Genomic DNA, 24323 nt, shown 5'->3' on the forward strand with positions numbered 1-24323 from the left:
AAAGGAGGAGGGTGAAATCTCCCACGGTCTGTACTGCGCTAACAGTCAGAATCGAGCCTTGTCCCTCCTCCTCCCTTCAAGTCCTACCATACAAGCGAGCCTGCTCGCGAAAGCGGTGTATCTGATACGCAAATCTCGCCTGACCCACCGCCTTCGCGAGCAGGCTCGCTCCCACAGGGGGTATGCGCATATCACTCGAGATGTGTGTCATCTCCGGGTTGATTTACATATGGATATCCGTATATTCGAATTTCCGTATGTATCGAGCCCGTCCCATGATCACCCCCACCGAAGTCTTCAAAAGCCTCGCTGACGAAACCCGCGTCCGCGCCATGCTGCTCATCGCCGATCAAGGTGAACTCTGCGTCTGCGAGTTGATGTGCGCACTCGGCGACAGCCAGCCGAAGATCAGCCGCCACCTCGCGCAACTGCGCAGCAATGGCTTGCTGCTCGATCGCCGTCAGGGCCAGTGGGTCTATTACCGGCTCAATCCGGAGCTGCCGGCGTGGGTGCGCGAAATCCTGCAAGTCACCTCCAAAGCCAATGCCGATTGGCTCAAGGACAACGCCGCCCGTTTGCAGAATATGGACGGTCGTCCTGTCCGTGAAACCGCGTGCTGCTGAGGAAGGAGAACCATGCGAATCCTGTTTATGTGCACGGCCAACAGCTGCCGCAGCATCCTCTCTGAAGCCATGTTCAATCATCTGGCGCCGCCAGGTTTCGAAGCGGTGAGTGCCGGCAGCTTTCCCAAAGGCCAGGTCTTGCCGCGCAGCCTGTTGACCCTGCAAAAGCATGGCATCGCCATTGATGGTTTGCACAGCAAGGGCAACCACGCCTTCGAAAGCAACCCGCCAGACATCGTCATCACCGTATGTGACAAAGCCGCTGGCGAGACCTGCCCGGTGTACTTCGGCCCGGCGCTGAAATCCCACTGGGGGCTGGAAGATCCGTCCGAAGTGAAGGGCGACGAAGCCACTGTCGACGCGGCTTTTCACGCCACCCTTATGCGCATCGGCCAACGCTGTCAGGCCTTCCTCGATCTGCCTTTCCACTCGCTCAGCCGCGATCAACTCAAGGCTGAGCTCGACCGCATCGGCACGCTTTAAGGAGGATTTATGTCAGAACTGCCCAACCTCGATCTCAATCTGTTCGATAACGCCAAACCGTCGCAAGCGGACGCGCACAAACCGCGCATCCTGCTGCTCTACGGCTCGACCCGCGAACGCTCGTTCAGCCGTTTGCTGGTAGAGGAGGCCGCGCGCCTGCTCGAACACTTCGGCGCCGAAACGCGCATCTTCAACCCGTCCGGTCTGCCACTGCCCGACGACGTCCCTGTCGACCATCCCAAGGTGCAGGAACTGCGCGATCTGGTGCTGTGGTCGGAAGGCCAGGTCTGGTGCTCACCCGAACGTCATGGCGCGATGTCTGCGGTGTTCAAGGCGCAGATCGACTGGGTCCCGCTGGAACTCGGCGCGGTGCGCCCGACCCAGGGCAAAACCCTGGCCGTGATGCAAGTCTGCGGCGGTTCGCAGTCGTTCAACGTGGTCAACCAGTTGCGCGTGTTGGGGCGCTGGATGCGCATGTTCACCATCCCTAATCAATCCTCGGTGCCGAAGGCCTACATGGAGTTCGACGACACCGGGCGGATGAAACCGTCGCCGTTCTATGATCGTGTGGTGGATGTGATGGAAGAACTGGTGAAGTTCACCGTGCTGCTGCGCGATCAACAGGCGCATCTGGTCGACCGCTACTCCGAGCGCAAGGAAAGTGCCGAGCAATTGATGGCGCGGGTGAATCAGCGTTCGATTTAAGGCTGTCCCTCGACAAGGGAGGGCGGACTCAACTCTGCGGCGGCTCGCGGGTGCTGCGTTGCGATGCTGGGCGCGGTTGCCCGTCGGTAATCGACAAGGTCGCACGCGGGCCGCCCTCAGCGCGGTTGACCAAAGTGATCCGCCCGCCCAACTGCGTGGCGATGGTGTTGATGATCTTGGCTGACACGACGTCTTCGCGAGCAAGCCTGCTCCAACGGGCTTTTCTGAAGTTGTCGAGTAACCGACGCCCTCAGGTTTAGCGCCTGCCTGCCGATGAAATCTGCACGATTTCAACGGATGCCGTTCATGAACAAGGTTGTTGCTGTACTGACGCTTACTGCCCTCGTTGCTGGCTGCAAAAGCAGCAGTTCTTCTACCCAGACCGCAGATCTCTCCAATCTGCGCTGCTTCGCTTACTGGGACGATAAATCCATTAGCTCGCTGGAAGTCAGCTACATCCGCGATCTGAGTCAGAGCGGCAACCTGCCGTGCACGATCATGCTGGGCGACCTATACGAGAAGGGGCGCGGTGTGCCCCAGGACATTTCCAAAGCCAAAGCCCTCTATCAATCCGTAGCCGATAAAGACCCCGACGCCTACGGCCAACTTGGGCGCATGGCCGAAGAGGGCATCGGCGGGCCGGTCAATGACATCGATGCACGGCAGTATTACCAGCGAGCTGTGAGCAAGCCCGAACAGCGGCGCAGTGAAGCCAAACTGGCCAAATACATGGAGGAAGGGCGAGGCGGCCCGCAGGATCTGCAAGGCGCATTGACGCATTACTTCAACGCCACGCAATACCTCGGCGATGCCTCTTGGCAAGGCATTGAACGCCTGCGCGGCAAAGGCTTGGCTCTGACGATCGAGCAGCAACAGCGCTACAACAAAATTTTTGTCAGCAGTGTGCAGAGCGGCCTCAGAAAACGCGTTGAAGTCATAGAGAAATCTCTGGAGAACAACGTCAACTCGACATCTGCGAGCAAATCGGTGCAAGTGCAACTGGAGTACACCCCCGGCGCCTTGGCACCGGTGGTTTCGATACGACAAAGCTCGGGCGATATCGCCCTTGATCAGAGAGTCATGCAAGCCTTTAGCGACTATCGCTTTCCCGGCGACCCGATCCTGCCACCAGGCCAGAAGAGCTATCAGGCGATCCCGGTTGTCAGGACGGACGGTAAGAGCCCGCTGCAGAGGTTCAACGAGAGCAGAAACAAGTAAGCCTCCACCCTGCCAAAATCATTTCCAAGCGTGCCATTCAAGGACGAATTCCGGATGAATCACATGAATAAGGCGGTTGCTTTTCTGGCCATCGCGATCCTCGTTGCAGGCTGCAAGTCCACTCCACCCAATCCTCAGGAAGAAAGCCTCACCGGCACCCGCTGCATGGTGTTCTCGAGTGTGAAAGACCTTTCCACTGAACACCTCGACTATGTTCGCGAAGCCAGCAGCAACGGCAACCTCAAGTGCAAGATTGCGCTTGGCGTGTTGTATGAGTTTGGTCGTGGCGGCTTATCACCAGATGTGCGCAAGGCCCGGGCCCTGTATGAGTCTGTCGCTGTCGTGGATGGCGCCGGGTATGAGCAGCTGGCGCGCATGGCCGATGAGGGCAGCGGTCAGGCGCCCGATGCTGTCGAAGCGCGACGGCTTTATCAATTGGCGCTCACGCATCGTCAGAGCATCTACAGCGAGTTCGCGCTGGCAAGGTTGATGGAAGAGGGTCGAGGCGGCCCACAGGATCTGTCCGGGGCGCTGACGCATTACCTCAATGCCACTCAGCACATCGATGACAAGGCATGGGCCGGTGTGCAGCGGGTCCGCGCCCAGGTGTTGACGCTGACCACCGAGCAGACACAGCGCTACAACGAAAAATGGTACGACGGCGTCGGCAACAGCCTCGCAGCAGCGATACACGATACCGAGTTGCTGTTGAACAGACAGATCAAACCCGGCTCCGCGAGCAAGCCCGTCACGCTGGAGGCGAAAGGCAAACCCGGTTCGCTGGTGCCGCACATCACCTTGGTCGAAAGCTCCGGCAACAACGACGTGGACCAAGCGGTGGTCAAGGCCCTCAGCGAATACCGCTACCCGGCGCAGCCGATTTTGAAGGCCGGGCAGGAGTCCTGGTCGTCAGAGTTTCCGGTCAAGGTCGGAGTAAACTGAACTGGCCGGGCCACTTGCCGGAACAGTCTCTCGCGTCCACTCTATGACCTGCCGACAAGGAGTGTCCGCCGACCCTCCGTCGTGACCACAGGGAGCTTGCAGCATGAGCGAAGACAACAAGGTAAAAGGCCCGGCGTCGTACTTCCCCTCCATCGAGAAAAAATACGGCCAGACCATCGATCACTGGCTGATCCTGCTCGCCGGCAACACCGACAAGAAACACATGGAACTGGTGGCGTGGCTCAAGGAAGAACACGGCATGGGCCACGGCCATGCCAACGCCTTGGTTGCGCATCATCTGGCGGGTAAAAAGTGAGGGCAGGGCAGCGATGAATTTCTCCCACCGGCCAGTGACGGCCGACGACGTCAACACCCTGTGCAGCTTTCCCCAGGGCGAACAAGAGCTGTTCTTCATGTTCCCGAAAGCCAACTTCCCGCTGACGGAAGAGCAGATGCACAGCGCGATCAGCCAGCGCTTCGACTCCACGGCTTTTCTGGCTAACGGCGAGTTCGTCGGCTTCGCCAACTTCTACCGCGCTGAGCACGATGGCATCTGCTGCATCGGCAATGTCATCGTCGCGCCCTACGCCCGAGGCCAGGGGGTTGCGCGATACATCGTCGAGACCATGACCGCAGTAGGTTTCGAAAAATACCAGGCCAAGGAAGTGCAACTGTCCTGCTTCAACGAAAACACCGCAGGCCTGCTGCTCTACCCAAAACTCGGCTTCGTCCCGTTCTCCATTGAAGAGCGCCCGGCGCCAAATGGTGGACGCACAGCGCTGATCAACATGACACGCCGCCGACCCTAATCATCCCCCAATCCTTGTGGGAGCCGGGCTTGCCCGCGATGACGCCAGCCCGGCCGCCGCGAACCTCAAGCCCAACACAAAACCTGTGGGAGCGAGCCTGCTCGCGAAGACACCAGCCCAGCCACAGCAAGTCTCGCGCCGACCACAAATCCCCTGTGGGAGCGAGCTTGCTCGCGAAGACGCCCACCCAATCACCCCATCAACCACTGACCGAAATAAACAGTAAAAACCACCACTGTTTAAACGAAGCCTCAAGTAACCACCAAAACCCTACAACGCCTTGCGCCGTTACCTACGACTAAGCCAGAATCCGCCGGCTTGTGCGTCTAGGTCGCGGGTTCTATCGTCTGTCGGTCGCTGAAAAACAGTGATCGGGTTTGGTAGCCCTGAGTTTTCGTAGATTGCATAAGCATCATGATTCGCAGTGTCTGTTCGACACGGCTTTTATGGTGGTCATGCACAGGGCGTCTTCGGGCGCGCCGGTTTTCTACGTCCCGGTCTACCAACCTGCGCATGGCCGCCACCCTCGTTTGGTAGCGAGAGTGATGGCTCCTTTTTTTGACGTAGGAGCTTCATCAATGATCAAACCAACACCCAACCCACCAGAAACCGACCCCACATCCCCCTACGAATCCCCCGATTCCAAGCGATTCCACGAAGCCGCCGAACGCGCCCTCGACCACTACCTCAAACCCGCCAGCCAAATCATGGCCAGCACCCAGCAACCCGAACGCATGTACCTCGCCAACCCGAAGTACAACAGCGAATCCCTGCTCGCCAACGCCAGCGAAACCCTCGGCTCCGCCAGCGAAATGCTCCTCAACTTCGCCGCCATGCTCGACACCCCGCACCGCAAAACCGCACTGGGCATCGCCCAAGTCGTGATGCTCGGTGAAATCGCCGTCAACCAAGCGCTGGATAACGTCGAAATCGCCAGCTAACCCCCGCCCCGACGAGGGGAAACCCTCGTCGAACCCCGCTGTCACACCCTGGCTGGCACACGGCCACGGCTTGCGCCCCCCAGCCTCGGCTGTCAACCTTCGGGCCGTTCTCAAGGATCAGAACCAGGAATCACGGATGAGTGGCTACGTACCCAACCCCCCGAAAAACCACCGCTACGAAGAAGCCAAACCCGTCGATATTCACGCCCAGCGTTGGGCGGAATATGAGAAACACGGGAAAGAACCTGCGCGCGAACCTGAGAAAATCGGGATCGCGTTGAGGATTGGGGTTTTCTTTGATGGCACTGGGAATAATGCGAATAACACGGCGGCTGGATTGCTGTGTGGGGCGCAGCATCCGATTGCGCCGGAAGATATTCCTGCTAGTTGTCAGCCCTATATGAGGGATCCGGACAGCAGCTACGCCAATAGCACCACTAATGTTCAGAAATTGAGCGAACTGTACTTCGCACCTCAAAGGGCCGAAGGGGATAGTTCGCAGAAGCAAGCGTTCCGGATGATTTACATCGAGGGAATAGGAACTGAGTCAGGCAAAAAGGACAGTACGTTAGGTGGTGGTACTGGCCGAGGCGAAACAGGCGTGGCGGGCCGTGTTCAGTTGTCGTTCGCAGAGATCAAAACGCGTATCAAGGACGTGTTGGACAACAATCCCAATAGTGAAATTACGTCCCTGACCTTTGATGCGTTCGGCTTCAGTCGTGGTGCTGCTGCAGCAAGACACTTTGCCAACGAGGTCGTACGTGGAAAGCAGGGGCCACTCGGGGAAGTGTTGCGCAGCAACGCCAATGCCCTCAGCCGGACCTTCATCGAAGAGTACAAAAGCAGCATCAACATGGGTTTTATTGGCCTTTTTGATACGGTGCCATCCATTGCTGGCTGGTCGAATCTGGGGGATATCAAAAGTCCCATCGCAACAGGAATCAAACTTTACCTCGACCGCCGCTTCTTCACTGATGTCGTGCAGTTATCCGCGCGTGACGAATATCGGGCCAACTTCGCTCTGAGCCGCGTTAAAGCGGATCACTTGGAAATAACTCTGCCCGGGGTTCATTCCGACATCGGCGGTGGCTACCGCGATGAGGTCGAAGAGTGCGTGCTCGTCAGTCCGATGCAAACGCTTGAAGTGTCGCAATTTACCGATGTCTCCACTACGTCGATCTACCGTGATGCCGTGACGGTGAAGGGGCAGTGGCTCGCAAAAGGATGGCCAGCAGAGATGCTGGAGATCGTTACGCCTGAAGCGCTTCTACTGCCAGTTGATCTGCAGGATCGGCTTAGCCCACGCATGAAGCGCGTATATGCCGCAGTGCAACTGAAACGTCCTGTGAGTGGCTTGCTCTCCAGGGTATATCTACGAGTGATGCACCGATTGGCAAAAGAGAAGGGCGTTCGGTTTCAAGACATTCCCGATACGCCTGAGTTGGCAGTGCCCGCAGAGCTTCAAGCGCTGTGTGATCGATTTCTGGCGGGTAGTTACGACACCTCAATCCAAGAAGACCAATTGCTGAAGCTGAAGTACATGCACATGTCTGCAAATTGGAACCATCCTCTCGGGCGCAGAGATGGCAGTGGCGTCCGTGCCGTTTACATCAATGCCCCGACGCCGGACTCGATACGCGTACAACACCCTCATGTAGCTGACTGGAAACTTTGGTGATGAAAGTATTTTTTACCCTGCTATGCGCGCTGTTCATTACTGGGTGCCAGTCCGCGGATCCACTTTCAGCAAAAAATGACCCGAAATCCGAGTGGTGGGAGTTGGCGTTTACCGAGCCGGACTACATGAAGGTCTGGGTAGAGAACAGTTCTGTTCAAGACATTAACGGCAGGATTTTCTACAAAACCGGCGGCGGCACCGCTGCGGGGGGAGAGCCTGAAGATGGAACGGAGTCCGCCCGAGGTTGGACAGGTGGGGTAGGCGGCAGCGGAAGGAGAGTGGTGGGCGCAGATTTGCCTGTCCGCATCTGGGTCCGTTGGCAATCGATTGTCGAACAGAAAACGTGGCAGGCATGGGTAGAAATCCCAGAGGAAGCTAGGCAGTTGATGGTGGCGTCCGTCAATCAACGTTGCCCGCAGACGCCTGGTCAGGAAGCGAGATTTATGGCGTCGGTTTATTTAGGGTTGGCCCCCGGTGGTGTTGTGCAGGTTTGGGTAAGAGACTCTTGCCACCACCCGGTCAAAGTCGCTCGAGCGCAGGCAGAAATTGAGCCGCTAGGGCCGAGCCAAGGTAAGAACGAAGGGCGTTACGCTTATCCTGTGAGTGAAAAGGCAAAGCAGTACATTGAGAAGTACGGTATCCCTTACGGTAGTTGGTGAGCAGCGTGCTTCTGACCTCCAATCTCACCCTGGATGAAGCGCCTCACGAGGCTGTTCTCGTACGTCACCTGAACGTCGCAACACATTTGGTTGGCGCTAGTCGGATCATGGAAATTCATTTTGAGAATTGTAAACACTACACGCTTCGATGATGTCGACCACGACGCGGGATATGAGTACCGTGGTTTCAACTACGTGATTCGGAATGAAATGGATGAGTTTCACGTCAGAATTTACGATAGTGATCTTGGCAAGGTAACGGTAGTACGTCCGACCTCTATGTATGAAAACTGCAACCTCAGAATTCTTGTAGGCTTTTTACAATCCAAACTTGGTGCATCCTCGATATCCGTCTATAAGATGGAGGTAGGGGCTTATGAACAGATAGATCTCAATGGGTGATATTCAAAAAATAAATCTGTCCCGGTTTTCTGCCTGGCCAATCATTCCTGCGGAACGTGTGCACGAATGGCAGTGAATCACGCGCACGTTGTGCTAAATTCGGTCGATCTAACTCTTTGGAACCAGAAACGCGCACAGGCGCAGTACCGGAGCGATGTGAGCAAAGTTGTATCAATGGAGAGGCAGATTGCACGAGGTCTTTATCAGCAATGATGCTGAAGTTGAAATTGAAGAGCTGCTCGCACTGCTCAAGGCCCACTGTATTGTGGTTCTGAATGCCGTCATGCGGACTCAAGCAAGGGATATCAGAAAGGTAGCCAATGCAGCAATCAAGGATTATCGAGGTGAAGGCCCACATGTCCATCTGTTCGAATTCGATGTTCCTATCGACACCGAACGATGGAGCATGCCGACCTTCACCCACTCCACACGCAATCAGCTAGACATCACGCAGACACACCGCATCGTCGACAGAGCTACCCGAGCGTGGGTAGATCGAGGTATGGCGAATCACTTCCTCTATACCAATTGCGCAGAAGTTCAAAGCAAAAAGAGCAAAAAGGGAACTGAGCAAAAAGGGGGCTGATTTATTTCTCAGAAAATAAATCAGTCCCCTTTTTTATATAATATCTGGTAAGGATTCAACCGATTAAGGAGAAAAAGGAGACCCAGTTTAATAGCGCTCTATCCTTGGTTTAAGTCTATTGTTTATCGCGATTTGTGCGTTAGGTATGTTCTGATGTAAAGATCGATCAGTTTGCTTAGTTGTTTATTTGCTTCGTCGTGCTTTTGTAAGCTTCTCATTTTTGAAAGATGGCGCTCTAGAAATTTATGTGAAATTTTTATTATTATTTTGTTGTGATTGTCATAGATTTCTTTCGCCCATTGTAGCTCTCTGTGTTTTTCGAGGTTGTCGTTGAAATCTCGATTGATGATGAATGCTAATCGCCCGTAGTCTTTGTAAAGATAGCCGTTAACTTGGCGATAGTCCGATGATGTCAAATCTCGATAGTTTTTGACTTCGAAGATGACCTGCCGTGTTTGATAATCTGTAAGGATTCGAGACCAAACTCCTGAGTCAGCGAGATTGGTGGCGATAATATCCCTTTGCTGAAGTCCATTTTTATTGGCGTGCAATTCGATATTTGCAAGGTTTGTTGCGAAAAGTATTTTAATTGCCTTTAAAGACCATGCCTCAAAGTCGACAGCTCCGGCTTTTCCTTCAGGTATCTCGCTCAAATCTTTGAGTAGTGATCCAATTCGTTGTTTGCGCTGTTCTTCCGAAACAGAGCTAACTTCTATGTCGTACTCGTCATGAATGTCTTCGGCTGCATTGCTGTCAATATCAAATTCTTGGATGCTTAGTGCTAGCCAGTAGCAAGGGTGAATTAATATCTTAGAACTTTCTGAAAAATCTTTTTCAGGTTCTTTTCCGTCATGGCAAAATACGTACGAAGACGACTGTGTGTTGTAAAGTCCTAAAAACCCAATGCTGTAGAGACGCTGGATAACTTGAATGGGCCCTTCAAGGAGAAGGATATCCTGTTGCTTTATTTTGCTTTCAAGTACTGGGGATGCCATTGCAGTTGTGATTAATTTTGCGGTCTCTAAGACTTGGTAGTCTGGTTTCTTGTTTGAGAATAGCGATGTGAACACGTCCAGGGCTGGAAATACTGTCTCGTACTCCTTGAGCAAGTCATTTAGTCTGTTTTGTGAGATTGTATTTGCTGTTGCATTTATATCGTCGATTATAATTTTATCTCGATCTTGAACAAAAGCACGCAGGAAGGCGTCATTGAGCAAAACAAGTATGTCTCTAGGCCGATATAGAGTGAGTTTTAGTGCTTCACGGAAGCCAGTGCTGGACTGGAGGCTGTTTGCTGTATAGGCATTCCATAGTCGGGTGTTATTCTCTATCTTTGAATCAAAAGCTGATCGAATTCGATTGCAGACCAAGTTGAATAGATTGTACTCGTCCCAGTGTAGTCTGAGTACTTGTCCTTCAATATTTCTTGTAAAGTCTGGGTCCATTTTAGATATGGCGCGGTGTATGTTGTCTCGGACGAATGCGAAGGCTATTACTCGTTCTTTGAAGGTCTGTTTTATATCGATAACTGATTGAATGAAACCGTCTACAATAGCGACGCCTACATCATCTGGCGTGTAACCTTCATCTAATCTATCGGCAAAAATAACAAACTGAAATTTATTTCTTTCTAGCGCTTCGAGAATTGCGTCTTCCAATTCATCAAGTTCGAAGCCATCTGAGAGCTCTGATATTCGACGAGCCGGAGACTGGTCCTTTGTGTTTTCCAGTATGCTGAGTAGTTTTTTTCTTATTTTTCCACTGATGTTTTGCCGCTTTGCACCCCAGATGCTGAGGTGCTTTAATGCAGTAGGGTCCGTCAAGTTACCTTGCAGTTTATAGTGATCGCTTATCTCGGAAATGATCTCCATGTAGATTGCATAACGCCAGGCAAGTTTGCTTCCTGCCTTAATGTGTAGGTAGTTCTCGCCAAACAGTGAGACAATATCTCTTAATCCAATTATTTGCTCTTCTACTGGCGTTATGGTGATTGTGTGTGTTTTTGGTTTGCTGTGCCAGTGTTTAGAAAGCATGTAAACTAATGCGCTCTTTCCTGTCCCGCGGCGCCCAACTATAACGCATCTGTCGTTAGACTCTAATAAAGATTTGTAGTCCGTAGTCGGCCAGAAGGAGGTTTCGAGCATCTTTGCATCATGCTCTGCTCGGATGTCACCAAGTATATTTCCTTTCATTCTCTATTCCTTGCTGTTTTTTTTCTTAAGTGAGAGAGCTTATGCTGCCTTGGTGAATGCGATTTTTATAAGTGTCTAGTTTTCATGTTGTAGGTAAGGTTCGGAGTTGAGTTGTTTTTCAATCGAATTGATTTTTTCTATCAAGAATTCCCCAAACTCCTTTGTGATTTTGACCTTGTCACTTCCCATGTTAATGGTTCCTAAGCTAAAGCCGCCGGCATTGGTGATGGCTGTGTTTGGATGGATTTGTCTAAATTCGTCAAGTAGATCCTGCCGTTTTAAATCGTGTATCCACCACGACCCTCCAAATTTCGGTGAGTGATTACGCCCTTCCAGATACCAAGGCCATCTTTGGACCCAAGGTTCTATTTTTACTTGTGCATCAGCGACATATTGTAGGCCGCCGGTTATTCGGAAGTATGATAATATTGATCCCGCGCCTACAGCAGTAGTGATTATTATGTCGCCTTTTCTCAAGCCTTTTGGTTTTTTCTTAGAAAAGTGTAAGTTCTGGTGCAATCCTGAAAAGTCTTGTTGGTCATTAAGTGTTACAGGTCTTTCACTGTGACCGATCGGTTTAAGAAAATATTGGGTGGTTGTGTTGTTCGCGCTTGTATCGCTATAAATGCTTTTGAGAATATCGCACGATATATCTGGAAGGGTGACCCATTCAGGGTTGAGTTTTTTGTATTGCTCTGAAAACATGCACGCCTTCAGTAATTGGTGTAAGGTAAGCTCTTTGTATTCAATGTGGTGGAATAGTTCTGTGGCAGTCTTGTTGATGATGGTTTCATCTTTCGTAAGGAACCCCCACTCGTGATTGCTTACTAGTCCATTGTTGGTGAAGTTTGCTGATGTTAAAATCATTGTTTTTTGGCTTTTTGATAAATAAATCTTGCCGTGTAATTTGTTGCTGATGTGGATGTTTAATTTTATTTTAGGATGGTTTTGTGAAAAAAAATTATAGAAGGCTATGATTTGATATGGTTTCGTTAGCTGTTCTTCGCTATAAGGTCTTAGCGTTGTAATAAGTTCGATGGTGTTAAGGTTTGAGAAATTAAAATTTTTCAGGAACTCCGACATGTTGGAGGCTAAAAAAGGAGAAGCAATAATAAAGTGATCTTTACACTCTTCTAATAGCTTTTTGGTGTGGCTCATGTGATTGTTATTGCTATCAAAGTTGGAGATCAGCATTTCGTTGGGCCTGAGTTTTTCTCAAGGCTTCGCTTTTTGGGGTGATTGTCAAATTGTTTTTTTGTCAAGGTAAGTGCTCCTTCTCAGTCTTACCGTTTGCTTAAGGCACAAGTAAAAGGACTGCTTTTTAGGCTTGTTCAGCGCTAACTGCGAAAGATGAGTTCGCCAATTTAGCTCCATTTACCAGTACATGTACTAGGTGCTGCCCAAAATAGTGTTTTCGCGTCGTAAAATCCCTAATCACCTGGCGCCTCCCCACAACCTCACTCCCATACCCCGCCAACACCACCATCTTCAACTTAAAAACCTTAGCCGAAATCCCACCATTCGCCTTCACATAGTCAATCGCATAATCAATCACCAACCGCTGCTCATGCGCCACGGTCGACTTCACCACAAACGACAACGTAATCGCTTCCCCCAACCTAACCACCGCCGGTTCAACCCGCACATCCAACAACTCAACCTCAGCCTTCGCCCCTGCACCAATCACCGTCAGCGCCCTTAAATCCCCCTGCTTGATCAAACTCCTCAAAGCATGCGTAGCAATCCAGCCCGTATGCTTGTTCTCCAACGACCAACCTTCAATCGTGTCCAACACCCACTCCGGATGCACCTTCGTCACATCATTCAAATGATTCGCCACGGACTTGCGCACGTACAAACTCTCATCCGCCTTCAACCGATCCAGTATCCCGGCGGCCAACTGCGGATCGGCCTGAACCGCGTCCAACCGAAACGACCAAGGCAGGCGAGGGCGGCTGCCTTCGCTGGCGAGGCGTCGGACGTGGTGGTTTTCGTCTCGGGTCCAGTCGTGCATCAATTCCAGCGAGCGCTCGAGGTCGCTGCGCAGAAAGTGGCGGATGGCGAATTCGGAGGAGCCGAAGGTGGTGAAGTACTTCAGGGCGTCCATCGAGGTGTCGAACGCATGTCCGCCGTAGATGGCGACGTAGTGCGGCAAACACATGCTGACGAAGCCGCTGTTCAGCCTTGGTGCGAGTTCGAAAAGCACTTCGAGGGAATCTTCGTAGTCCAGCGGCAGCACGGCGTGCAGGCTTTCGCTGACACGGGCCATGCGTTGCATCACTGATAATTCAGCGAGTCCGTCCTGGGCGTGTTTGAGAAACGCCTTGGCCTTGAACGCCGGGTACACGGCGCTCATTTCGCTGGCGATGTGTTGCAAGCGCTCGGCGTTGAAGATTTCCTTTAACGCCGGGGCGGCGGTGTCGGTGGTGCTCATGGTCAGGTCATCGGGGTGCTGACGAACGCTTCGAGGGTTTCGGCGTAGGCGGTGTATTGGGCGATGTGAGGGTAGCGGCGGGTGTCGATCTGGTCGGGGACGACGAGGTCGGTGAAGCTCCAGGCGACGGCGAGGCTGATGCCGGCCTGGGTGAGGGTGCCGTCGGTGGGCAGGCCGGTTTTTTCCAGTTCTTGCTCGAGGGCGGTGAACGCGGCGGCGAGTTGGCCTTCGACGCGTTCGACCCACGGTTGGTATTGAATGTCGGCCGGGCGCAGGTTGCGTTCGTAGTAGAGCTGCACGGCTTTTTCGCAGGCGGCGAGGCTGAGGCCGATCAGGCGCAGGGCGTGGGCGCGTTGTTTCAGGTCGGTCGGCAGCAGGCTTTTGCCGGAGCTGGCTTCGAGGTAGTCGAGGATGAGGGTCGAGTCCATCAGGACCACGCCGTCGTCGAGGATCAGCGTGGGCGCTTTGACCACCGGGTTGATCTGCTGGAATTGCTCGAAGTGGCGGAACACCGAGACCGACTCGTGTTCGAGGTCGATGCCTAGGCGTTTGGCGGAGATCGCCACGCGGCGCACGTAAGGGGAGTCCAGCATGCCGATCAGTTTCATGACGCGTTCCTTCAAGTCAAACCGGTGGGAAGGCATAACCTAGCTGACGTTGAGGCAATTGTCAGTCGTCGAAGCCGGGTTGTTCGTGAATCTCATCAACATTCAGTTCCAGCCGATACGCCACCGCCACAAACAACGCCTGACACAAACACAACGTTGCACTCAGCGAACGAAAGGCGAGGGCGCTGCCTTCGTTTATCAGCAATACGCTGTCGGCGAGTTTTGCCAGTGGCGAGAGGTGGCTGTCGGTGAGGATCAAGGTGTTGGCCTGCTGCTGTCGGGCGAAGCGCAGGCAGTGCTGGGTTTCCTTGGCGTAGGGCACGAAGCTGATGGCGATGACCAGATCGTTCGCGCGCACGCTGCGCATTTGTTCTCGATAGCTACCGCCTAGCCCGGACACCAGGTGAATTTTTTTCTGAGTGTGTTGCAAGTTGTAAACGAGGTAGTCGGCGACGGCGAAGGAGCGGCGCACGCCGACGACATAAATGTTGTCGGCATTGACGATCAGGTCCACGGCTTTTTCAAACGCGGCGTCGTCGAGTTCACGGCCCAGGCGTTCGATACCGGAGCGCGTAGCGTCGATGCATTCGCGGGCGAGGTCGCCGGCGCTGGCTTGCTGCGACTGGTTGGCGATCATGCTGCGGATGCGTTGCTGGTAGTTTTGCACCGGCGAGGCTTTGTGCGTGTAGGCACTGCGGAACAGCGCCTGCATTTCGCTGAAGCCGCTGAAACCGAAGCGTTGCGAGAAGCGCACGATGGCGGACGGGTGCACTTCGCACTCGCGGGAGATGTCGCTGATGCGGTCGACCATGATCCGGTCGCTCTGTTGGCTGATGTAGCTGGCGATGCGTTTGAGCTGGCGCGGCAGGGCGTCGTATTCGTCGGTGATCTGTTGCAGCAGGCGCTCGGCATTGATCGGGGGGCTGGCGAGTGAAACCTCGTCGGTGGCCGGCAGATCGGGGCGGGGCATAAGTCATCCTTCAGGCTGTTTGATCACACGGTGGGCCTGATAGTAGGGGGGCTTTTGCGGTTCTGCTTTGCTGAAACGATGCAGTGCGTGGTAAAAAATTGCGTCTGGACGCTGGGTGGTTAGCCGTTTGTCTTCTATATACAGCCGCTCGACTGAATTTCTTGCTATAAACGCACTCCGATGGCCGTGTGAACGCTGTGTCAGAGCAGTTTCCGGACGTTGTCGGACAAATTCCCTGTATTTACAGTTGCTGAGGCCTCATTCGGGCCTTAGACTGCCGCCCCTCGTAAATTGAGTGCCGGGTGGCATTTGCAATAAACGATGCCTTTTCGCCGACCGCACGCGGTTCGCCGAAACGCTCCCTAATTCGCCTTAATGCACGTTTTTTTATAGAGATATCAATGACAAAGGACAAGTTGCTGGCCATGCCGGCAGATGACTACATGAATGCAGAGCAGCACGCTTTCTTCACTGAGCTGTTGCAGAACATGAAAGTCGAAACCCACGAGCGCATTGAGCAAAATCGTATCGCCATCGAAAGCCTGGACACCCCGGCTGACCCGGCGGACGCGGCTTCGGTTGAAGAAGAGCGCACTTGGCTGGTGAACGCGATCGATCGCGATCAGCGCATGCTGCCGCAACTGGAACAAGCCCTCGAGCGCATCAAGGAAGACAGCTTTGGCTGGTGCGACGACAGCGGCGAGGCCATTGGCCTGAAGCGTCTGCTGATCAGCCCGACCACCAAGTACTGCATCGAAGCTCAAGAGCGTCACGAGCAGATCGACAAGCACCAGCGTCAGGCCTGATTTTTTCGGCGCTGTGATCGCGGGCAAGTCCGCCCCACCAGGTTCAACACCGAACCAGTGGGAGCCGGGCTTGCCCGCGAAGCTTTTTATCGTCCGCAATATTTCCGCGCGATTTCATTGACCTGCCACAGACCCCGCGACTAACGGACCATGGATAATGGCGTTGTAGTGGCGTTTAATGCAGTCACAACAATGAGAACAAGCGTGGGGTGTTGATATGACGAGAGATGGATCTCTGGTTGGGTCTCTGCCTGCACCAGTGCTTTTGCCGAAAAACCGCTGGATCGCTCCGACCCTGCAAAGCATCGCCCTGATGCTGTTGCTGGCCGGCATGACGCTGGGTGGATGGTCGCTGTACATCGGCATGCCACTGGCGGTGCTGATTGTCTGGCTGCCGCGCCTGCGCTCCCGCGCCATCCCCGATACTCAGCCTGCCGACGCTGGCAGCGCCATGTCAGAACTGACCCGCGACCTTTCCTACACCACCAGCCATAACGCTTTGTCGGCGGCGGGCGTGGCGTTTTCGGTCAAGGAACTGGCGAGCAAACTCGAATCGCAACTCGATGCGGCGGCGCGGATCGTCAGCAACGCTGAGGTAATGATCGCAACCGAACACGCCACTTCACAACTCAGCCGTGCCGCGCTTGAAGCTGCGAGTCAGGCACATCACAGCAGCGCAGCGGGGCGCACGGAACTGGTGGATTCGATCGCGCGCATGCATCAGCTCAGTCAGCGCGCCAATGCCAGCCGTGAATTGATCGAAGCCTTGAGTGTGCGCAGCGATGATATTCAGCGTGTGACGCTGGTGATTCAGTCGATTGCCAGCCAGACCAATCTGCTCGCATTGAACGCGGCGATCGAAGCGGCGCGGGCCGGTGAGCATGGCCGCGGTTTTGCCGTGGTGGCGGACGAGGTTCGCGGGTTGGCGGCGCGCACGGCGTCGGCAACCGGTGAGGTCGGTGAGATGGTCGCGGACATTCAGCAGCGCACGGCGCAGGTGGTAGAGCAGATTCGCGAGTTGTCGAGTGATTTGCAGACCGGTGTCGAGCAGGTCGAACACACCGGTCAGCATCTGGAGAACATCGCGCGACTGGCCGCCGGAGTGGAAACTCAGGTCGGTGAAATCGCCCAGGGCGCGGAAACCAATCGCGAACAACTCGATAGCCTGTTCAAGGCCATCGAACAGATGCGCAGCGACCTGGCGATCAGCGATCAACAGACCCGCCGCCTCGCTGAAGCGGCGGTGCAGATGGAAGGGCAGGCGGAAACCATCAGCGAGCGTCTGGCCGAGGTCGGTCTGGATGACTATCACCAGCGCATCTACGATCTGGCCCGCGAAGGGGCGAGCCAGATTGCCGCGCGGTTCGAGGCGGATGTCGAGCAGGGGCGGATCAGCCTTGAGGACTTGTTCGACCGTCAGTATCAGCCGATCCCGAATACCCATCCGGCGAAGTTTCAAACCCGTTTTGACCGCTACACCGATCAGGTGCTGCCGGCGATTCAGGAGCCATTGTTACCGCGTCACGAAGGGTTGGTGTTCGCCATCGCCTGCACGCAGCAGGGTTATGTGCCGACGCACAATCAATTGTTCAGTCAGCCGTTGACCGGCGATGCGCAGGTCGACGCGGTGAACAATCGCACCAAACGCAAGTTCGCGGATCGCACCGGTATTCGCTGCGGCAGCCATCAGCAACCGGTGTTGTTGCAGACCTACACCCGCGACACCGGTGAGCTGATGCATGATCTGTCGGTGCCGATCATGATCAAGGGCCGGCACTGGGGGGGATTGCGTCTGGGCTATAAGCCGGAAAATCCGCGTTGAGGGATTGTTACTTCTGATGCAATGAATCTGTGCACGGAGCTTGCTGTTTCCGCCTGCAAGAAACCATTAATCTGACCGCTTAGTTAGGTTGCTAATGATTTTTGGAGGGCTGCATGCAGTGCAGAGTTGATGTCGCCGTGATGATCGGCAGTGGCGTGCCTGCCGGTTTGCGCGCAATGGGTCGAAGCGTCTGCTGGGTAGTATTGCTCAATGGCGAGCGTCGCGGCACCGCGTTTGCCAGCCGCGATGAGGCCGAGGAGTGCAAGGCTGCCTGGCTCGCACAGTTGCACGCCGAGCCGGGTGACAGCCTGCACTGATCAGGATTACTTGCCGCGATGCAGGCGCACATTCAGTTCATCGACCATCACCGCTTCTTCACCGTCGGCCCTCAACCATTCCTTGAGCAATTGCGCCTGTTGCGGCGACCAGAAGTCGGCGTCGATCAGTTTGGTCTCGGGGGCCAGTGGATGCGCTTCGATGAAATCGTCAATTGCGTTACCTTCTGAAGGCAGTCCCAGTTGATCGAACAGGGTTTTCAGATCGTATGCTGGCAGTTCCATCGTCTACTCCTTCGGTGGGCGCCGGTATGGCGCGGTCGATCTCTCTCTTTATCTGAGGCAGCCATTCGCCAGGAGTTCGATCTTCGACTCAAGTGAGCGGGCAAGGGCGCAGGCCTCGTTGTGATCTTCGCGGAAACCTCTTACGCGTCCGGTCGATGTTTCCTTTATGTGAAAGAACGCGTTGCCGGCGGGCACGACCTGAAAACGTGGGCAATGGCCGTTGAAGTCAGTGGCACTCAGTATCAGTGGTGATTTGATCCGGTCGTCAGCAGTCATGGCAAAGTGAGTCAGAGTGCACATATGAAGTCCTTTTCATCAGTCGGCCGGGATTTAAAGGCCGTTGCGGGTAGTCGTAATGAGCATCGCTGCTCTAGAATCGCCAGTACCTGTTGACGACAGGGCTTATCTAAAGCAATTTTTCGCTTGCGATATGTCGGAAAAGTGCTTTTTTTCGTGAGAATTTTCCCTAAAGTTCGTAGTCAGACTGCTCTCGCCGCTAACGAAGATTTTTCCTTCAAGCTTTGGCGACATCGGGATGAGTTTCGCGAGTGACAATCCAGTAGTCTTGGCAACCTCGCGTTGAATGAGCACTCTGCTCGATTCGGGCTTTATTGATTTATTTGCAGTGACATCGGCCTGGCCGTTTATTTGCCGTGCGCGTTTTCCGCGTGCGGTTTTTTCAGATGTGGGGATGTTTCTTTGGCAGTCAGTAATCTCGATATGCATGCTTTGTTCGTGTTGGGTGATTTGCGTGCAAAGCTGGTCAAGCTGTTTCAGTCGCGTTTTGTTTACATCACCGAGCAAAACGCCGAAGGCATTTACGTGGCCGAGATCGACACCGAAAGCGCATTGGTGGTCGATGACAAACCAGGGCTCAAGCTCAAGGTCGGCGACCATTTCAGTGCATCGGTCTTGCCCAGCCGTGAAGGTGGCAAGATGGATATCCGTTTTCGCGAAATCAAACTGACGGTCTATGGACTGGGCGATTACGCCTTTGTCGACACCGCCGACGGGCACGCGATCCTGTTCAAGGAAGGCCACAGCGTGGTGACCGTGTTCGCCGCCCATCAGCAATTGCAGGAAGGCCTGACCAAAACGCTGAAAGCCGTCACCGCCAAAGCCGCCAAGTGGCGCAAGGGTGAACTGGTGACCTTCAAGGCCAGCGAGTGAGCCGCGCGGATTTCCATGCGCAGAACCTCGACACTGCACGCGAGGAGGCTCGGCGTTTATTCGCCGCCAAGGCTGGACTGCAAGGCGCCTGGCTGAATTGGCTGGCTGCGCAGATCTATCAGTTGCGTCCCGCAGAATACGCCAGCATGGTCAGACGCGAGCTGCAAAGCCTGCAGGAAAAGTCTGATTCATAACCTCGTCCGCAGCATGACCCGGAAAAAGCAGGAACCTCGGCTACAGTCAGTTGACTGAGTATTCAGAGGCTTGCGGTCTTATGTCAGGCCATCCTGCCATTGCTGTGAACAGCACGAGGTGCAATGCATGAACGGATTTCGACGGTTATTGGCCGCCAGCGTGGCCACGTTTGGTTTGCTGGCTTCAGCGCCATCGGTGATGGCCGCCCAGGCGCCGATCCATTTTGCCGACCTGAACTGGGAAAGCGGCAGCCTGATTACTGATGTGTTGCGGATCATCGTCGAGAAGGGCTACGACTTGCCAACCGACACCTTGCCTGGCACCACCATCACGCTGGAAACCGCATTGGCCAACAATGATATTCAGGTCATTGGCGAAGAGTGGGCCGGGCGCAGTCCGGTATGGGTCAAGGCTGAGGCCGAAGGAAAGGTCGTCAGCCTCGGTGACACGGTCAAGGGCGCTACCGAAGGCTGGTGGGTGCCGGAGTACGTGATCAAGGGCGACCCGGCCAAAGGCATCAAGCCGCTGGCGCCGGACCTGCGCAGTGTCAGTGATCTCAAGAAGTACAAGGACGTGTTCAAGGATGCAGAAAATCCGAGCAAGGGGCGGTTTCTCAACAGCCCGATCGGCTGGACGTCGGAAGTGGTCAATAAGCAGAAGTTGACGGCTTATGGTCTGCAGGACGATTACACCAACTTCCGCAGTGGTTCGGGAGCGGCACTGGATGCCGAGATCAGCTCTTCGATTCGTCGTGGCAAACCTGTGCTGTTTTACTACTGGTCGCCGACGCCGCTGCTGGGCAAATTCAAATTGGTGCAACTGGAAGAGCCGCCGTTTGACGCCGAAGCGTGGAAGACGCTGACCGATGCCGATAATCCCAATCCGAAACCGACCCGGTCGCTGGCGTCGAAGCTGTCGATTGGTGTGTCGACGCCGTTTCAGAAGCAGTATCCGCAGATCGCCGATTTCTTCAGCAAGGTGGATTTCCCGATTGAGCCATTGAACAAGGCATTGGCGGAAATGAGTGAGAAGCACACGGCGCCACGGGAGGCGGCGGTGGCCTTCATGAAGGCGCACCCGGACGTGTGGCAGGCCTGGTTGCCGAAGGATGTGGCGGAGAAGGTTTCGGCTGATCTGAAATAGGGGTTGATGCGGTTGGCCTCATCGCGAGCAGGCTCACTCCCACAATGGATATGTGTCGTTCACAACACTGTGGGAGCGAGCTTGCTCGCGAAGCTCTTAAAATTTCGTCATCACCGCCAATTCGAAGGTACGTGGTGTTCCGAGGTAATACGCCGGCGAAACATGCGCAAACTCGGCATACACCTCATTGGTCAGGTTACGCACGCGCCCGGTGACGGTGGTGTGCGAATCGACCTTGTAGCTGAGGAAGCTGCCAAACAAGGTGTACGACGGCACGGTCATGGTGTTGGCCGTGTCCGCATACACCGACGCCACATATCGCGCATCTACTCCACCTTGCCACTGCGGCGAAAAATCATAAGTCAGCCACAGATTGCCAACGCGATCCGGCACGTTGGTCGGCGTGTTGCCTTTGCGTGACACCACCACGCCGGCAGCATTCTTTTCGGTGAAGTCATCGTACTGCGCATCGACCCAGGCGAAGTTGCCCTCGGCCAACAACTTGTCGGTGATCCGCAGCGAGCTGGCGATTTCTACGCCTTTCGATGTCTGCTGGCCGACCGGAATGCTGCTGGTCGGGTCCAGCGGATCGGTCACGGCGAAGTCCTTTCGCTCAATGGTATAGGCCGCAATCGTCGCCGAGCCGCGCCCGTTCAGATAATCAAATTTGCTGCCGATTTCCCATTGCTTGCCGGTAGAGACGTCGAAGTCCTGCGTACCATTCGGTTGCTCGGCGGCGGTGCTGTATTGCACGTAGACGTTGGCCGATGGAATGAACTGGTAGGTCAAACCAGCGCGGCCGGTGACTGGCTCCCAACTACGCTTGAGGTGCTTGGGATTGGCGGCGGTCACGGTGCGATGGTTGGTCGCGTCGAGGTCAATGTCGTCATAGCGCAGGCCGGTGAGCAGCGACAGTTTGTCGGTCAACGCCAGACGGTTCTCCACGAACAACGCCTTGGTGGTGACCTCGTTGGTTTTGTCGCTGACCAGTTTGGGGTTGGTGCCGGGAATGTCGTAGAAATGCCCCGGAGGGTAGTTGTTCGGGTCTACCGTGCTCGCACCTTTGATGTTCAGCGGCGAGTTGGTGGTCTGGTTGACCTTGTATTCGAAGCCCCCCGACAACGTCGTGTCGAGACCGAAAAGCGCGTTGTCGTGACGCAGTTCGAACTGGTTGCCGTTCTGCTCGCCCTGATGGCGTACCTGATAGGCGGTCGAACGGTTCACCGCCGTGTTGTCGGCGTTGTACTGGTAGGTTTCGAGGTTGCGGTAATCGCGCTGGCTGTCGAGGTGATACAGCGTGTTGCGCAGGGTGGTGCTGTTGTTGATCCGATAGTCGATGATCGAACGGACCCAGATCGTCCGCTGCTCGTACCGGCCGTCCTCGACGTTGTAGTTGTTGAAGCGGTTGTGTTTATCGATCTTCAACTCGCCACCCTTGGGATTGAGCACGGGCGTGCCCCAGTACGGACTGTCTTCATGTTCATCCTGATATTCCAGGGCCAACGTGTGCGACAGGTCGGGCGTCAGGTCGCTGAGCAGCGAGAACGCCACGCTCCAGGCATCGCGCTCCTGGCGGTCGATGTAGCCGTTGCTGGTGTTGTGGCTGACGTCGAGTCGCGCGTAGTGCTGCACGTCGGCGCTCGGCTCGGTCAGTGCATGATTGAGGCCGAAAGCGGTTTCGGTGGTGTCGTAGGAGCCGTAGCTGACCCGACCTTCAACGGCTTGTTCATCACGGGTGGCGAGTTTGGTCACGTAGTTCAGCGAGCCGCCGACGGAGCCTGCACCATTGATCAGCGATGACGGGCCGCCGACCAGTTCAACGCGGTCATAGATCCACGAATCGACGGGGCGGGCGAGGCCGCCGGATACGTTGATGCCGTTGAACATCTGGGTAATCTGACTGCTGGTAAAGCCACGATAGGAAACGAACCCGCCGAAACCCGGCGGCGCGCTGGCGTTGACACCGGGCAAGGTGTTGGCGGCGTCCTGGAAGTTCTGCGCGCCGTGGCGTTCGATATCGTTGCGATTGGCGATGGCCACCGAAGCCGGTGTGTCACGCACGCTCAAACCCAGACGCGAAGCCATGCCGCTGGATTGGTCGAGGCTCAGGCCCGGTTCCGCGCCGGACTCGCCGTCGATGGTGATCGGCGCCAGATCCACGGTGGATTGCGCCCAGACGTTGACGGACAGGCAGCCGCACAGGCTCGCCAGTAGAGTGAGTTGTTTCATCATTGAATCCTGAATGCTTGTCTAGGAGTCAGCGCACAGGCGAACGCCGCGCGTTGGCGCAGTGGGCTGACAAATCAAAAAGGCAGGGACATTCAGGCGAGCGGCGGGGCGCGAGGGTTGGCCGAAGGCCAGGTGAAGCGGGCAGGGAGGTCGGCGCTGACGATGGGCGCCAGCGGCGGGCTGTGTTGTTCCGGCAGGATCGCCAGCGTCAGGCTGGAGTTGAACGCCGGGCCCATGCCGCCGCCGACCGAGCACAGCGGGCAGCCGAAGGCCTTGGACAGGGTCGGCAGTTGTTCTTCGGTGGGGTTGCTGGCGAGCGGCGCTTGAGTGGCCGGGTCGACTGTACAGAACTGGCCGCCGATACCGTTCAGCTGCATACCGACCATTTGTCCGTGACCGATGCTGCAGGCGAACACGTTGAACAGGACGCAGCAATAGAGCATCCAGGCCAGCAGTGAGCGATCGGAACGGGAGAATTTCATGGGGCGGCACTTTACCGTACCGCTGATCGGTCGTGCACTTGAAAAAAATCCGACTAGGATGATTTGTTCAAATCCCTTTCCAAGGATTTCAACCATGACCTTTGTGTTGGCTCAATGGCTGGTGACTACTTTCGCGGTGATCGCCTTGATGCACGTGTATTGGGCGCTGGGTGGGCAGTGGGCGGCAGCGGTGGTGGTGCCGCAGGTGCCGGTGCGCGGTTTTGTCGCAACGGTGCGGCCGGCGTTCAAGCCGTCAGGCTGGCTTACGTTGATTGTGGCGGCGGCATTGTTGGTGATTGCGGCGTTGGTGTGTATGCGGGTGGGCTGGGGCATGCCGGCGGTGACGCACAAGGCGTTGCAATGGGTGATCAGCGCGATTGCGCTGTTGATGTTTGCCCGGGCGATTGGTGATTCGAATCTGGTCGGTTTTTTCAAGGAAGTGAAGGATTCGCGGTTTGCGCGGCTGGACACCTGGGTGTATTCGCCGTTGTGTGCGGTGTTGGGGGCGGGGTTGTTGGCGGTGGCTTGGGTTTGAAACTGATCTAAAATTTGTGATGACTTGGCTGGCCCCTTCGCGAGCAAGCTCGCTCCCACAGAGGAACGCATTCCAAATGTGGGAGCGAGCTTGCTCGCGAAAGGGCCAGTCCAGACACCGAAAACTCTGGA

General features: G+C 55.2%; 29 protein-coding genes. 18 read left to right on the top strand and 11 right to left on the bottom strand.

Features of this window, described 5'->3' with window-relative positions; translation table 11 throughout:
- The first annotated feature begins 275 nt into the window (after window positions 1-275).
- The 3 genes from GTU76_RS28705 to arsH are packed head-to-tail and all read left to right on the top strand — an operon-like array spanning window position 276 to window position 1811.
- A complete protein-coding gene (locus tag GTU76_RS28705) occupies window positions 276-623 on the top strand; it encodes a metalloregulator ArsR/SmtB family transcription factor (protein WP_110720477.1) in 348 nt (115 codons plus the stop codon).
- Between the two features lie 12 nt (window positions 624-635).
- A complete protein-coding gene (locus GTU76_RS28710) occupies window positions 636-1106 on the top strand; it encodes an arsenate reductase ArsC (protein WP_175554649.1) in 471 nt (156 codons plus the stop codon).
- A 9-nt stretch (window positions 1107-1115) separates the two neighbouring features.
- Window positions 1116-1811, top strand: a complete 696-nt coding sequence (gene arsH / locus GTU76_RS28715) for an arsenical resistance protein ArsH (protein WP_175554648.1) — start codon at window positions 1116-1118, stop codon at window positions 1809-1811.
- A gap of 28 nt (window positions 1812-1839) precedes the next feature.
- Here the strand turns inward: arsH and GTU76_RS28720 are convergent, their stop codons facing one another.
- Complete coding sequence (locus tag GTU76_RS28720; protein ID WP_246376169.1) at window positions 1840-1998, bottom strand: hypothetical protein; 159 nt, start codon at window positions 1996-1998, stop codon at window positions 1840-1842.
- Between the two features lie 119 nt (window positions 1999-2117).
- Between GTU76_RS28720 and GTU76_RS28725 the strand changes: the two genes are divergently transcribed.
- From GTU76_RS28725 to GTU76_RS28760, 8 genes are all read left to right on the top strand, one after another.
- Window positions 2118-3029: a tetratricopeptide repeat protein gene (locus GTU76_RS28725; RefSeq protein WP_180700166.1), complete on the top strand. Its 912-nt coding sequence runs from the start codon at window positions 2118-2120 to the stop codon at window positions 3027-3029.
- 63 nt (window positions 3030-3092) lie between these two features.
- Entirely contained in the window at window positions 3093-3971 is an 879-nt protein-coding gene (locus tag GTU76_RS28730; protein ID WP_180700167.1) for a tetratricopeptide repeat protein, read from the top strand.
- A gap of 103 nt (window positions 3972-4074) precedes the next feature.
- The gene (locus GTU76_RS28735) at window positions 4075-4287 is read left to right on the top strand and encodes a DUF4287 domain-containing protein (protein ID WP_180700168.1); all 213 of its coding nucleotides are present in this window, start codon (window positions 4075-4077) and stop codon (window positions 4285-4287) included.
- A gap of 13 nt (window positions 4288-4300) precedes the next feature.
- Window positions 4301-4780, top strand: a complete 480-nt coding sequence (locus GTU76_RS28740) for a GNAT family N-acetyltransferase (RefSeq protein WP_180700169.1) — start codon at window positions 4301-4303, stop codon at window positions 4778-4780.
- 578 nt (window positions 4781-5358) lie between these two features.
- Window positions 5359-5721 (top strand): DUF6124 family protein, encoded by a 363-nt coding sequence (locus GTU76_RS28745; protein WP_016982978.1) that lies wholly within the window; start codon window positions 5359-5361, stop codon window positions 5719-5721.
- 136 nt (window positions 5722-5857) lie between these two features.
- Window positions 5858-7399, top strand: a complete 1542-nt coding sequence (locus GTU76_RS28750; RefSeq protein ID WP_180700170.1) for a DUF2235 domain-containing protein — start codon at window positions 5858-5860, stop codon at window positions 7397-7399.
- Window positions 7399-8058: a DUF2931 family protein gene (locus GTU76_RS28755; RefSeq protein WP_180700171.1), complete on the top strand. Its 660-nt coding sequence runs from the start codon at window positions 7399-7401 to the stop codon at window positions 8056-8058. Before GTU76_RS28750 ends, GTU76_RS28755 begins: the two co-directional genes overlap by 1 nt.
- Window positions 8059-8647: 589 nt before the next feature.
- Entirely contained in the window at window positions 8648-9046 is a 399-nt protein-coding gene (locus GTU76_RS28760) for a hypothetical protein (protein ID WP_095047418.1), read from the top strand.
- A gap of 122 nt (window positions 9047-9168) precedes the next feature.
- Here the strand turns inward: GTU76_RS28760 and GTU76_RS28765 are convergent, their stop codons facing one another.
- The 5 genes from GTU76_RS28765 to GTU76_RS28785 form a co-directional block, all read right to left on the bottom strand.
- Window positions 9169-11238, bottom strand: a complete 2070-nt coding sequence (locus tag GTU76_RS28765; protein ID WP_180700172.1) for a P-loop ATPase, Sll1717 family — start codon at window positions 11236-11238, stop codon at window positions 9169-9171.
- Window positions 11239-11313: 75 nt separating this feature from the next.
- On the bottom strand, window positions 11314-12432 hold the full coding sequence (locus tag GTU76_RS28770) for a phospholipase D-like domain-containing protein (protein ID WP_095049991.1): 1119 nt from the start codon (window positions 12430-12432) through the stop codon (window positions 11314-11316).
- Window positions 12433-12559: 127 nt separating this feature from the next.
- On the bottom strand, window positions 12560-13672 hold the full coding sequence (locus tag GTU76_RS28775) for a DNA alkylation repair protein (protein ID WP_180700173.1): 1113 nt from the start codon (window positions 13670-13672) through the stop codon (window positions 12560-12562).
- A 2-nt stretch (window positions 13673-13674) separates the two neighbouring features.
- Window positions 13675-14280, bottom strand: a complete 606-nt coding sequence (locus GTU76_RS28780; protein ID WP_016982987.1) for a glutathione S-transferase — start codon at window positions 14278-14280, stop codon at window positions 13675-13677.
- A gap of 61 nt (window positions 14281-14341) precedes the next feature.
- Window positions 14342-15250, bottom strand: coding sequence for a MurR/RpiR family transcriptional regulator (locus GTU76_RS28785; RefSeq protein ID WP_180700174.1), 909 nt, complete (start codon window positions 15248-15250; stop codon window positions 14342-14344).
- Window positions 15251-15651: 401 nt separating this feature from the next.
- On the opposite strand from GTU76_RS28785, the gene GTU76_RS28790 reads away from it, so the two are divergent.
- The 3 genes from GTU76_RS28790 (at window position 15652) to GTU76_RS28800 (ending at window position 18195) form a co-directional block, all read left to right on the top strand.
- Window positions 15652-16056: a TraR/DksA family transcriptional regulator gene (locus GTU76_RS28790; RefSeq protein ID WP_003225981.1), complete on the top strand. Its 405-nt coding sequence runs from the start codon at window positions 15652-15654 to the stop codon at window positions 16054-16056.
- Between the two features lie 598 nt (window positions 16057-16654).
- Window positions 16655-17878: a methyl-accepting chemotaxis protein gene (locus tag GTU76_RS28795; RefSeq protein WP_425503679.1), complete on the top strand. Its 1224-nt coding sequence runs from the start codon at window positions 16655-16657 to the stop codon at window positions 17876-17878.
- Between the two features lie 113 nt (window positions 17879-17991).
- Window positions 17992-18195 (top strand): hypothetical protein, encoded by a 204-nt coding sequence (locus GTU76_RS28800; protein ID WP_016982990.1) that lies wholly within the window; start codon window positions 17992-17994, stop codon window positions 18193-18195.
- Between the two features lie 6 nt (window positions 18196-18201).
- Here the strand turns inward: GTU76_RS28800 and GTU76_RS28805 are convergent, their stop codons facing one another.
- The 3 genes from GTU76_RS28805 to GTU76_RS28810 form a co-directional block, all read right to left on the bottom strand.
- Entirely contained in the window at window positions 18202-18438 is a 237-nt protein-coding gene (locus GTU76_RS28805) for a DUF2789 family protein (RefSeq protein WP_016982991.1), read from the bottom strand.
- Window positions 18439-18486: 48 nt separating this feature from the next.
- Complete coding sequence (locus GTU76_RS30180; RefSeq protein ID WP_246376171.1) at window positions 18487-18738, bottom strand: hypothetical protein; 252 nt, start codon at window positions 18736-18738, stop codon at window positions 18487-18489.
- Between the two features lie 102 nt (window positions 18739-18840).
- A complete protein-coding gene (locus GTU76_RS28810; protein ID WP_175554634.1) occupies window positions 18841-19164 on the bottom strand; it encodes a hypothetical protein in 324 nt (107 codons plus the stop codon).
- Between GTU76_RS28810 and GTU76_RS28815 the strand changes: the two genes are divergently transcribed.
- The 3 genes from GTU76_RS28815 to GTU76_RS28825 all read left to right on the top strand — a co-directional run bounded on the left by GTU76_RS28815 (window position 19159) and on the right by GTU76_RS28825 (window position 20946).
- Complete coding sequence (locus GTU76_RS28815; RefSeq protein ID WP_175554633.1) at window positions 19159-19608, top strand: hypothetical protein; 450 nt, start codon at window positions 19159-19161, stop codon at window positions 19606-19608. The genes GTU76_RS28810 and GTU76_RS28815 overlap by 6 nt on opposite strands.
- On the top strand, window positions 19605-19802 hold the full coding sequence (locus GTU76_RS28820) for a hypothetical protein (protein WP_016982994.1): 198 nt from the start codon (window positions 19605-19607) through the stop codon (window positions 19800-19802). Before GTU76_RS28815 ends, GTU76_RS28820 begins: the two co-directional genes overlap by 4 nt.
- A gap of 127 nt (window positions 19803-19929) precedes the next feature.
- Window positions 19930-20946, top strand: coding sequence for an ABC transporter substrate-binding protein (locus GTU76_RS28825; protein ID WP_016982995.1), 1017 nt, complete (start codon window positions 19930-19932; stop codon window positions 20944-20946).
- A 96-nt stretch (window positions 20947-21042) separates the two neighbouring features.
- Here the strand turns inward: GTU76_RS28825 and GTU76_RS28830 are convergent, their stop codons facing one another.
- Window positions 21043-23175, bottom strand: a complete 2133-nt coding sequence (locus GTU76_RS28830) for a TonB-dependent receptor (protein WP_180700176.1) — start codon at window positions 23173-23175, stop codon at window positions 21043-21045.
- 92 nt (window positions 23176-23267) lie between these two features.
- A complete protein-coding gene (locus tag GTU76_RS28835) occupies window positions 23268-23657 on the bottom strand; it encodes a DUF2946 domain-containing protein (RefSeq protein ID WP_016982997.1) in 390 nt (129 codons plus the stop codon).
- A 94-nt stretch (window positions 23658-23751) separates the two neighbouring features.
- Between GTU76_RS28835 and GTU76_RS28840 the strand changes: the two genes are divergently transcribed.
- A complete protein-coding gene (locus tag GTU76_RS28840; protein WP_007910751.1) occupies window positions 23752-24192 on the top strand; it encodes a DUF3995 domain-containing protein in 441 nt (146 codons plus the stop codon).
- Window positions 24193-24323: the final 131 nt, after the last annotated feature.

Source organism: Pseudomonas crudilactis (assembly GCF_013433315.1).
Taxonomy (GTDB): Bacteria; Pseudomonadota; Gammaproteobacteria; order Pseudomonadales; family Pseudomonadaceae; genus Aquipseudomonas; species Aquipseudomonas crudilactis.

Coding starts and splice junctions, on each gene's coding strand:
- GTU76_RS28705 (WP_110720477.1), top strand. CDS start 276: ATGATCACCCCCACCGAAGTCTTCAAAAGCCTCGCTGACGAAACCCGC.
- GTU76_RS28710 (WP_175554649.1), top strand. CDS start 636: ATGCGAATCCTGTTTATGTGCACGGCCAACAGCTGCCGCAGCATCCTC.
- arsH (WP_175554648.1), top strand. CDS start 1,116: ATGTCAGAACTGCCCAACCTCGATCTCAATCTGTTCGATAACGCCAAA.
- GTU76_RS28725 (WP_180700166.1), top strand. CDS start 2,118: ATGAACAAGGTTGTTGCTGTACTGACGCTTACTGCCCTCGTTGCTGGC.
- GTU76_RS28730 (WP_180700167.1), top strand. CDS start 3,093: ATGAATAAGGCGGTTGCTTTTCTGGCCATCGCGATCCTCGTTGCAGGC.
- GTU76_RS28735 (WP_180700168.1), top strand. CDS start 4,075: ATGAGCGAAGACAACAAGGTAAAAGGCCCGGCGTCGTACTTCCCCTCC.
- GTU76_RS28740 (WP_180700169.1), top strand. CDS start 4,301: ATGAATTTCTCCCACCGGCCAGTGACGGCCGACGACGTCAACACCCTG.
- GTU76_RS28745 (WP_016982978.1), top strand. CDS start 5,359: ATGATCAAACCAACACCCAACCCACCAGAAACCGACCCCACATCCCCC.
- GTU76_RS28750 (WP_180700170.1), top strand. CDS start 5,858: ATGAGTGGCTACGTACCCAACCCCCCGAAAAACCACCGCTACGAAGAA.
- GTU76_RS28755 (WP_180700171.1), top strand. CDS start 7,399: ATGAAAGTATTTTTTACCCTGCTATGCGCGCTGTTCATTACTGGGTGC.
- GTU76_RS28765 (WP_180700172.1), bottom strand. CDS start 11,238: ATGAAAGGAAATATACTTGGTGACATCCGAGCAGAGCATGATGCAAAG.
- GTU76_RS28770 (WP_095049991.1), bottom strand. CDS start 12,432: ATGCTGATCTCCAACTTTGATAGCAATAACAATCACATGAGCCACACC.
- GTU76_RS28775 (WP_180700173.1), bottom strand. CDS start 13,672: ATGAGCACCACCGACACCGCCGCCCCGGCGTTAAAGGAAATCTTCAAC.
- GTU76_RS28780 (WP_016982987.1), bottom strand. CDS start 14,280: ATGAAACTGATCGGCATGCTGGACTCCCCTTACGTGCGCCGCGTGGCG.
- GTU76_RS28785 (WP_180700174.1), bottom strand. CDS start 15,250: ATGCCCCGCCCCGATCTGCCGGCCACCGACGAGGTTTCACTCGCCAGC.
- GTU76_RS28790 (WP_003225981.1), top strand. CDS start 15,652: ATGACAAAGGACAAGTTGCTGGCCATGCCGGCAGATGACTACATGAAT.
- GTU76_RS28795 (WP_425503679.1), top strand. CDS start 16,655: ATGATCGCAACCGAACACGCCACTTCACAACTCAGCCGTGCCGCGCTT.
- GTU76_RS28800 (WP_016982990.1), top strand. CDS start 17,992: ATGCAGTGCAGAGTTGATGTCGCCGTGATGATCGGCAGTGGCGTGCCT.
- GTU76_RS28805 (WP_016982991.1), bottom strand. CDS start 18,438: ATGGAACTGCCAGCATACGATCTGAAAACCCTGTTCGATCAACTGGGA.
- GTU76_RS30180 (WP_246376171.1), bottom strand. CDS start 18,738: ATGTGCACTCTGACTCACTTTGCCATGACTGCTGACGACCGGATCAAA.
- GTU76_RS28815 (WP_175554633.1), top strand. CDS start 19,159: ATGCATGCTTTGTTCGTGTTGGGTGATTTGCGTGCAAAGCTGGTCAAG.
- GTU76_RS28810 (WP_175554634.1), bottom strand. CDS start 19,164: ATGCATATCGAGATTACTGACTGCCAAAGAAACATCCCCACATCTGAA.
- GTU76_RS28825 (WP_016982995.1), top strand. CDS start 19,930: ATGAACGGATTTCGACGGTTATTGGCCGCCAGCGTGGCCACGTTTGGT.
- GTU76_RS28830 (WP_180700176.1), bottom strand. CDS start 23,175: ATGAAACAACTCACTCTACTGGCGAGCCTGTGCGGCTGCCTGTCCGTC.
- GTU76_RS28835 (WP_016982997.1), bottom strand. CDS start 23,657: ATGAAATTCTCCCGTTCCGATCGCTCACTGCTGGCCTGGATGCTCTAT.
- GTU76_RS28840 (WP_007910751.1), top strand. CDS start 23,752: ATGACCTTTGTGTTGGCTCAATGGCTGGTGACTACTTTCGCGGTGATC.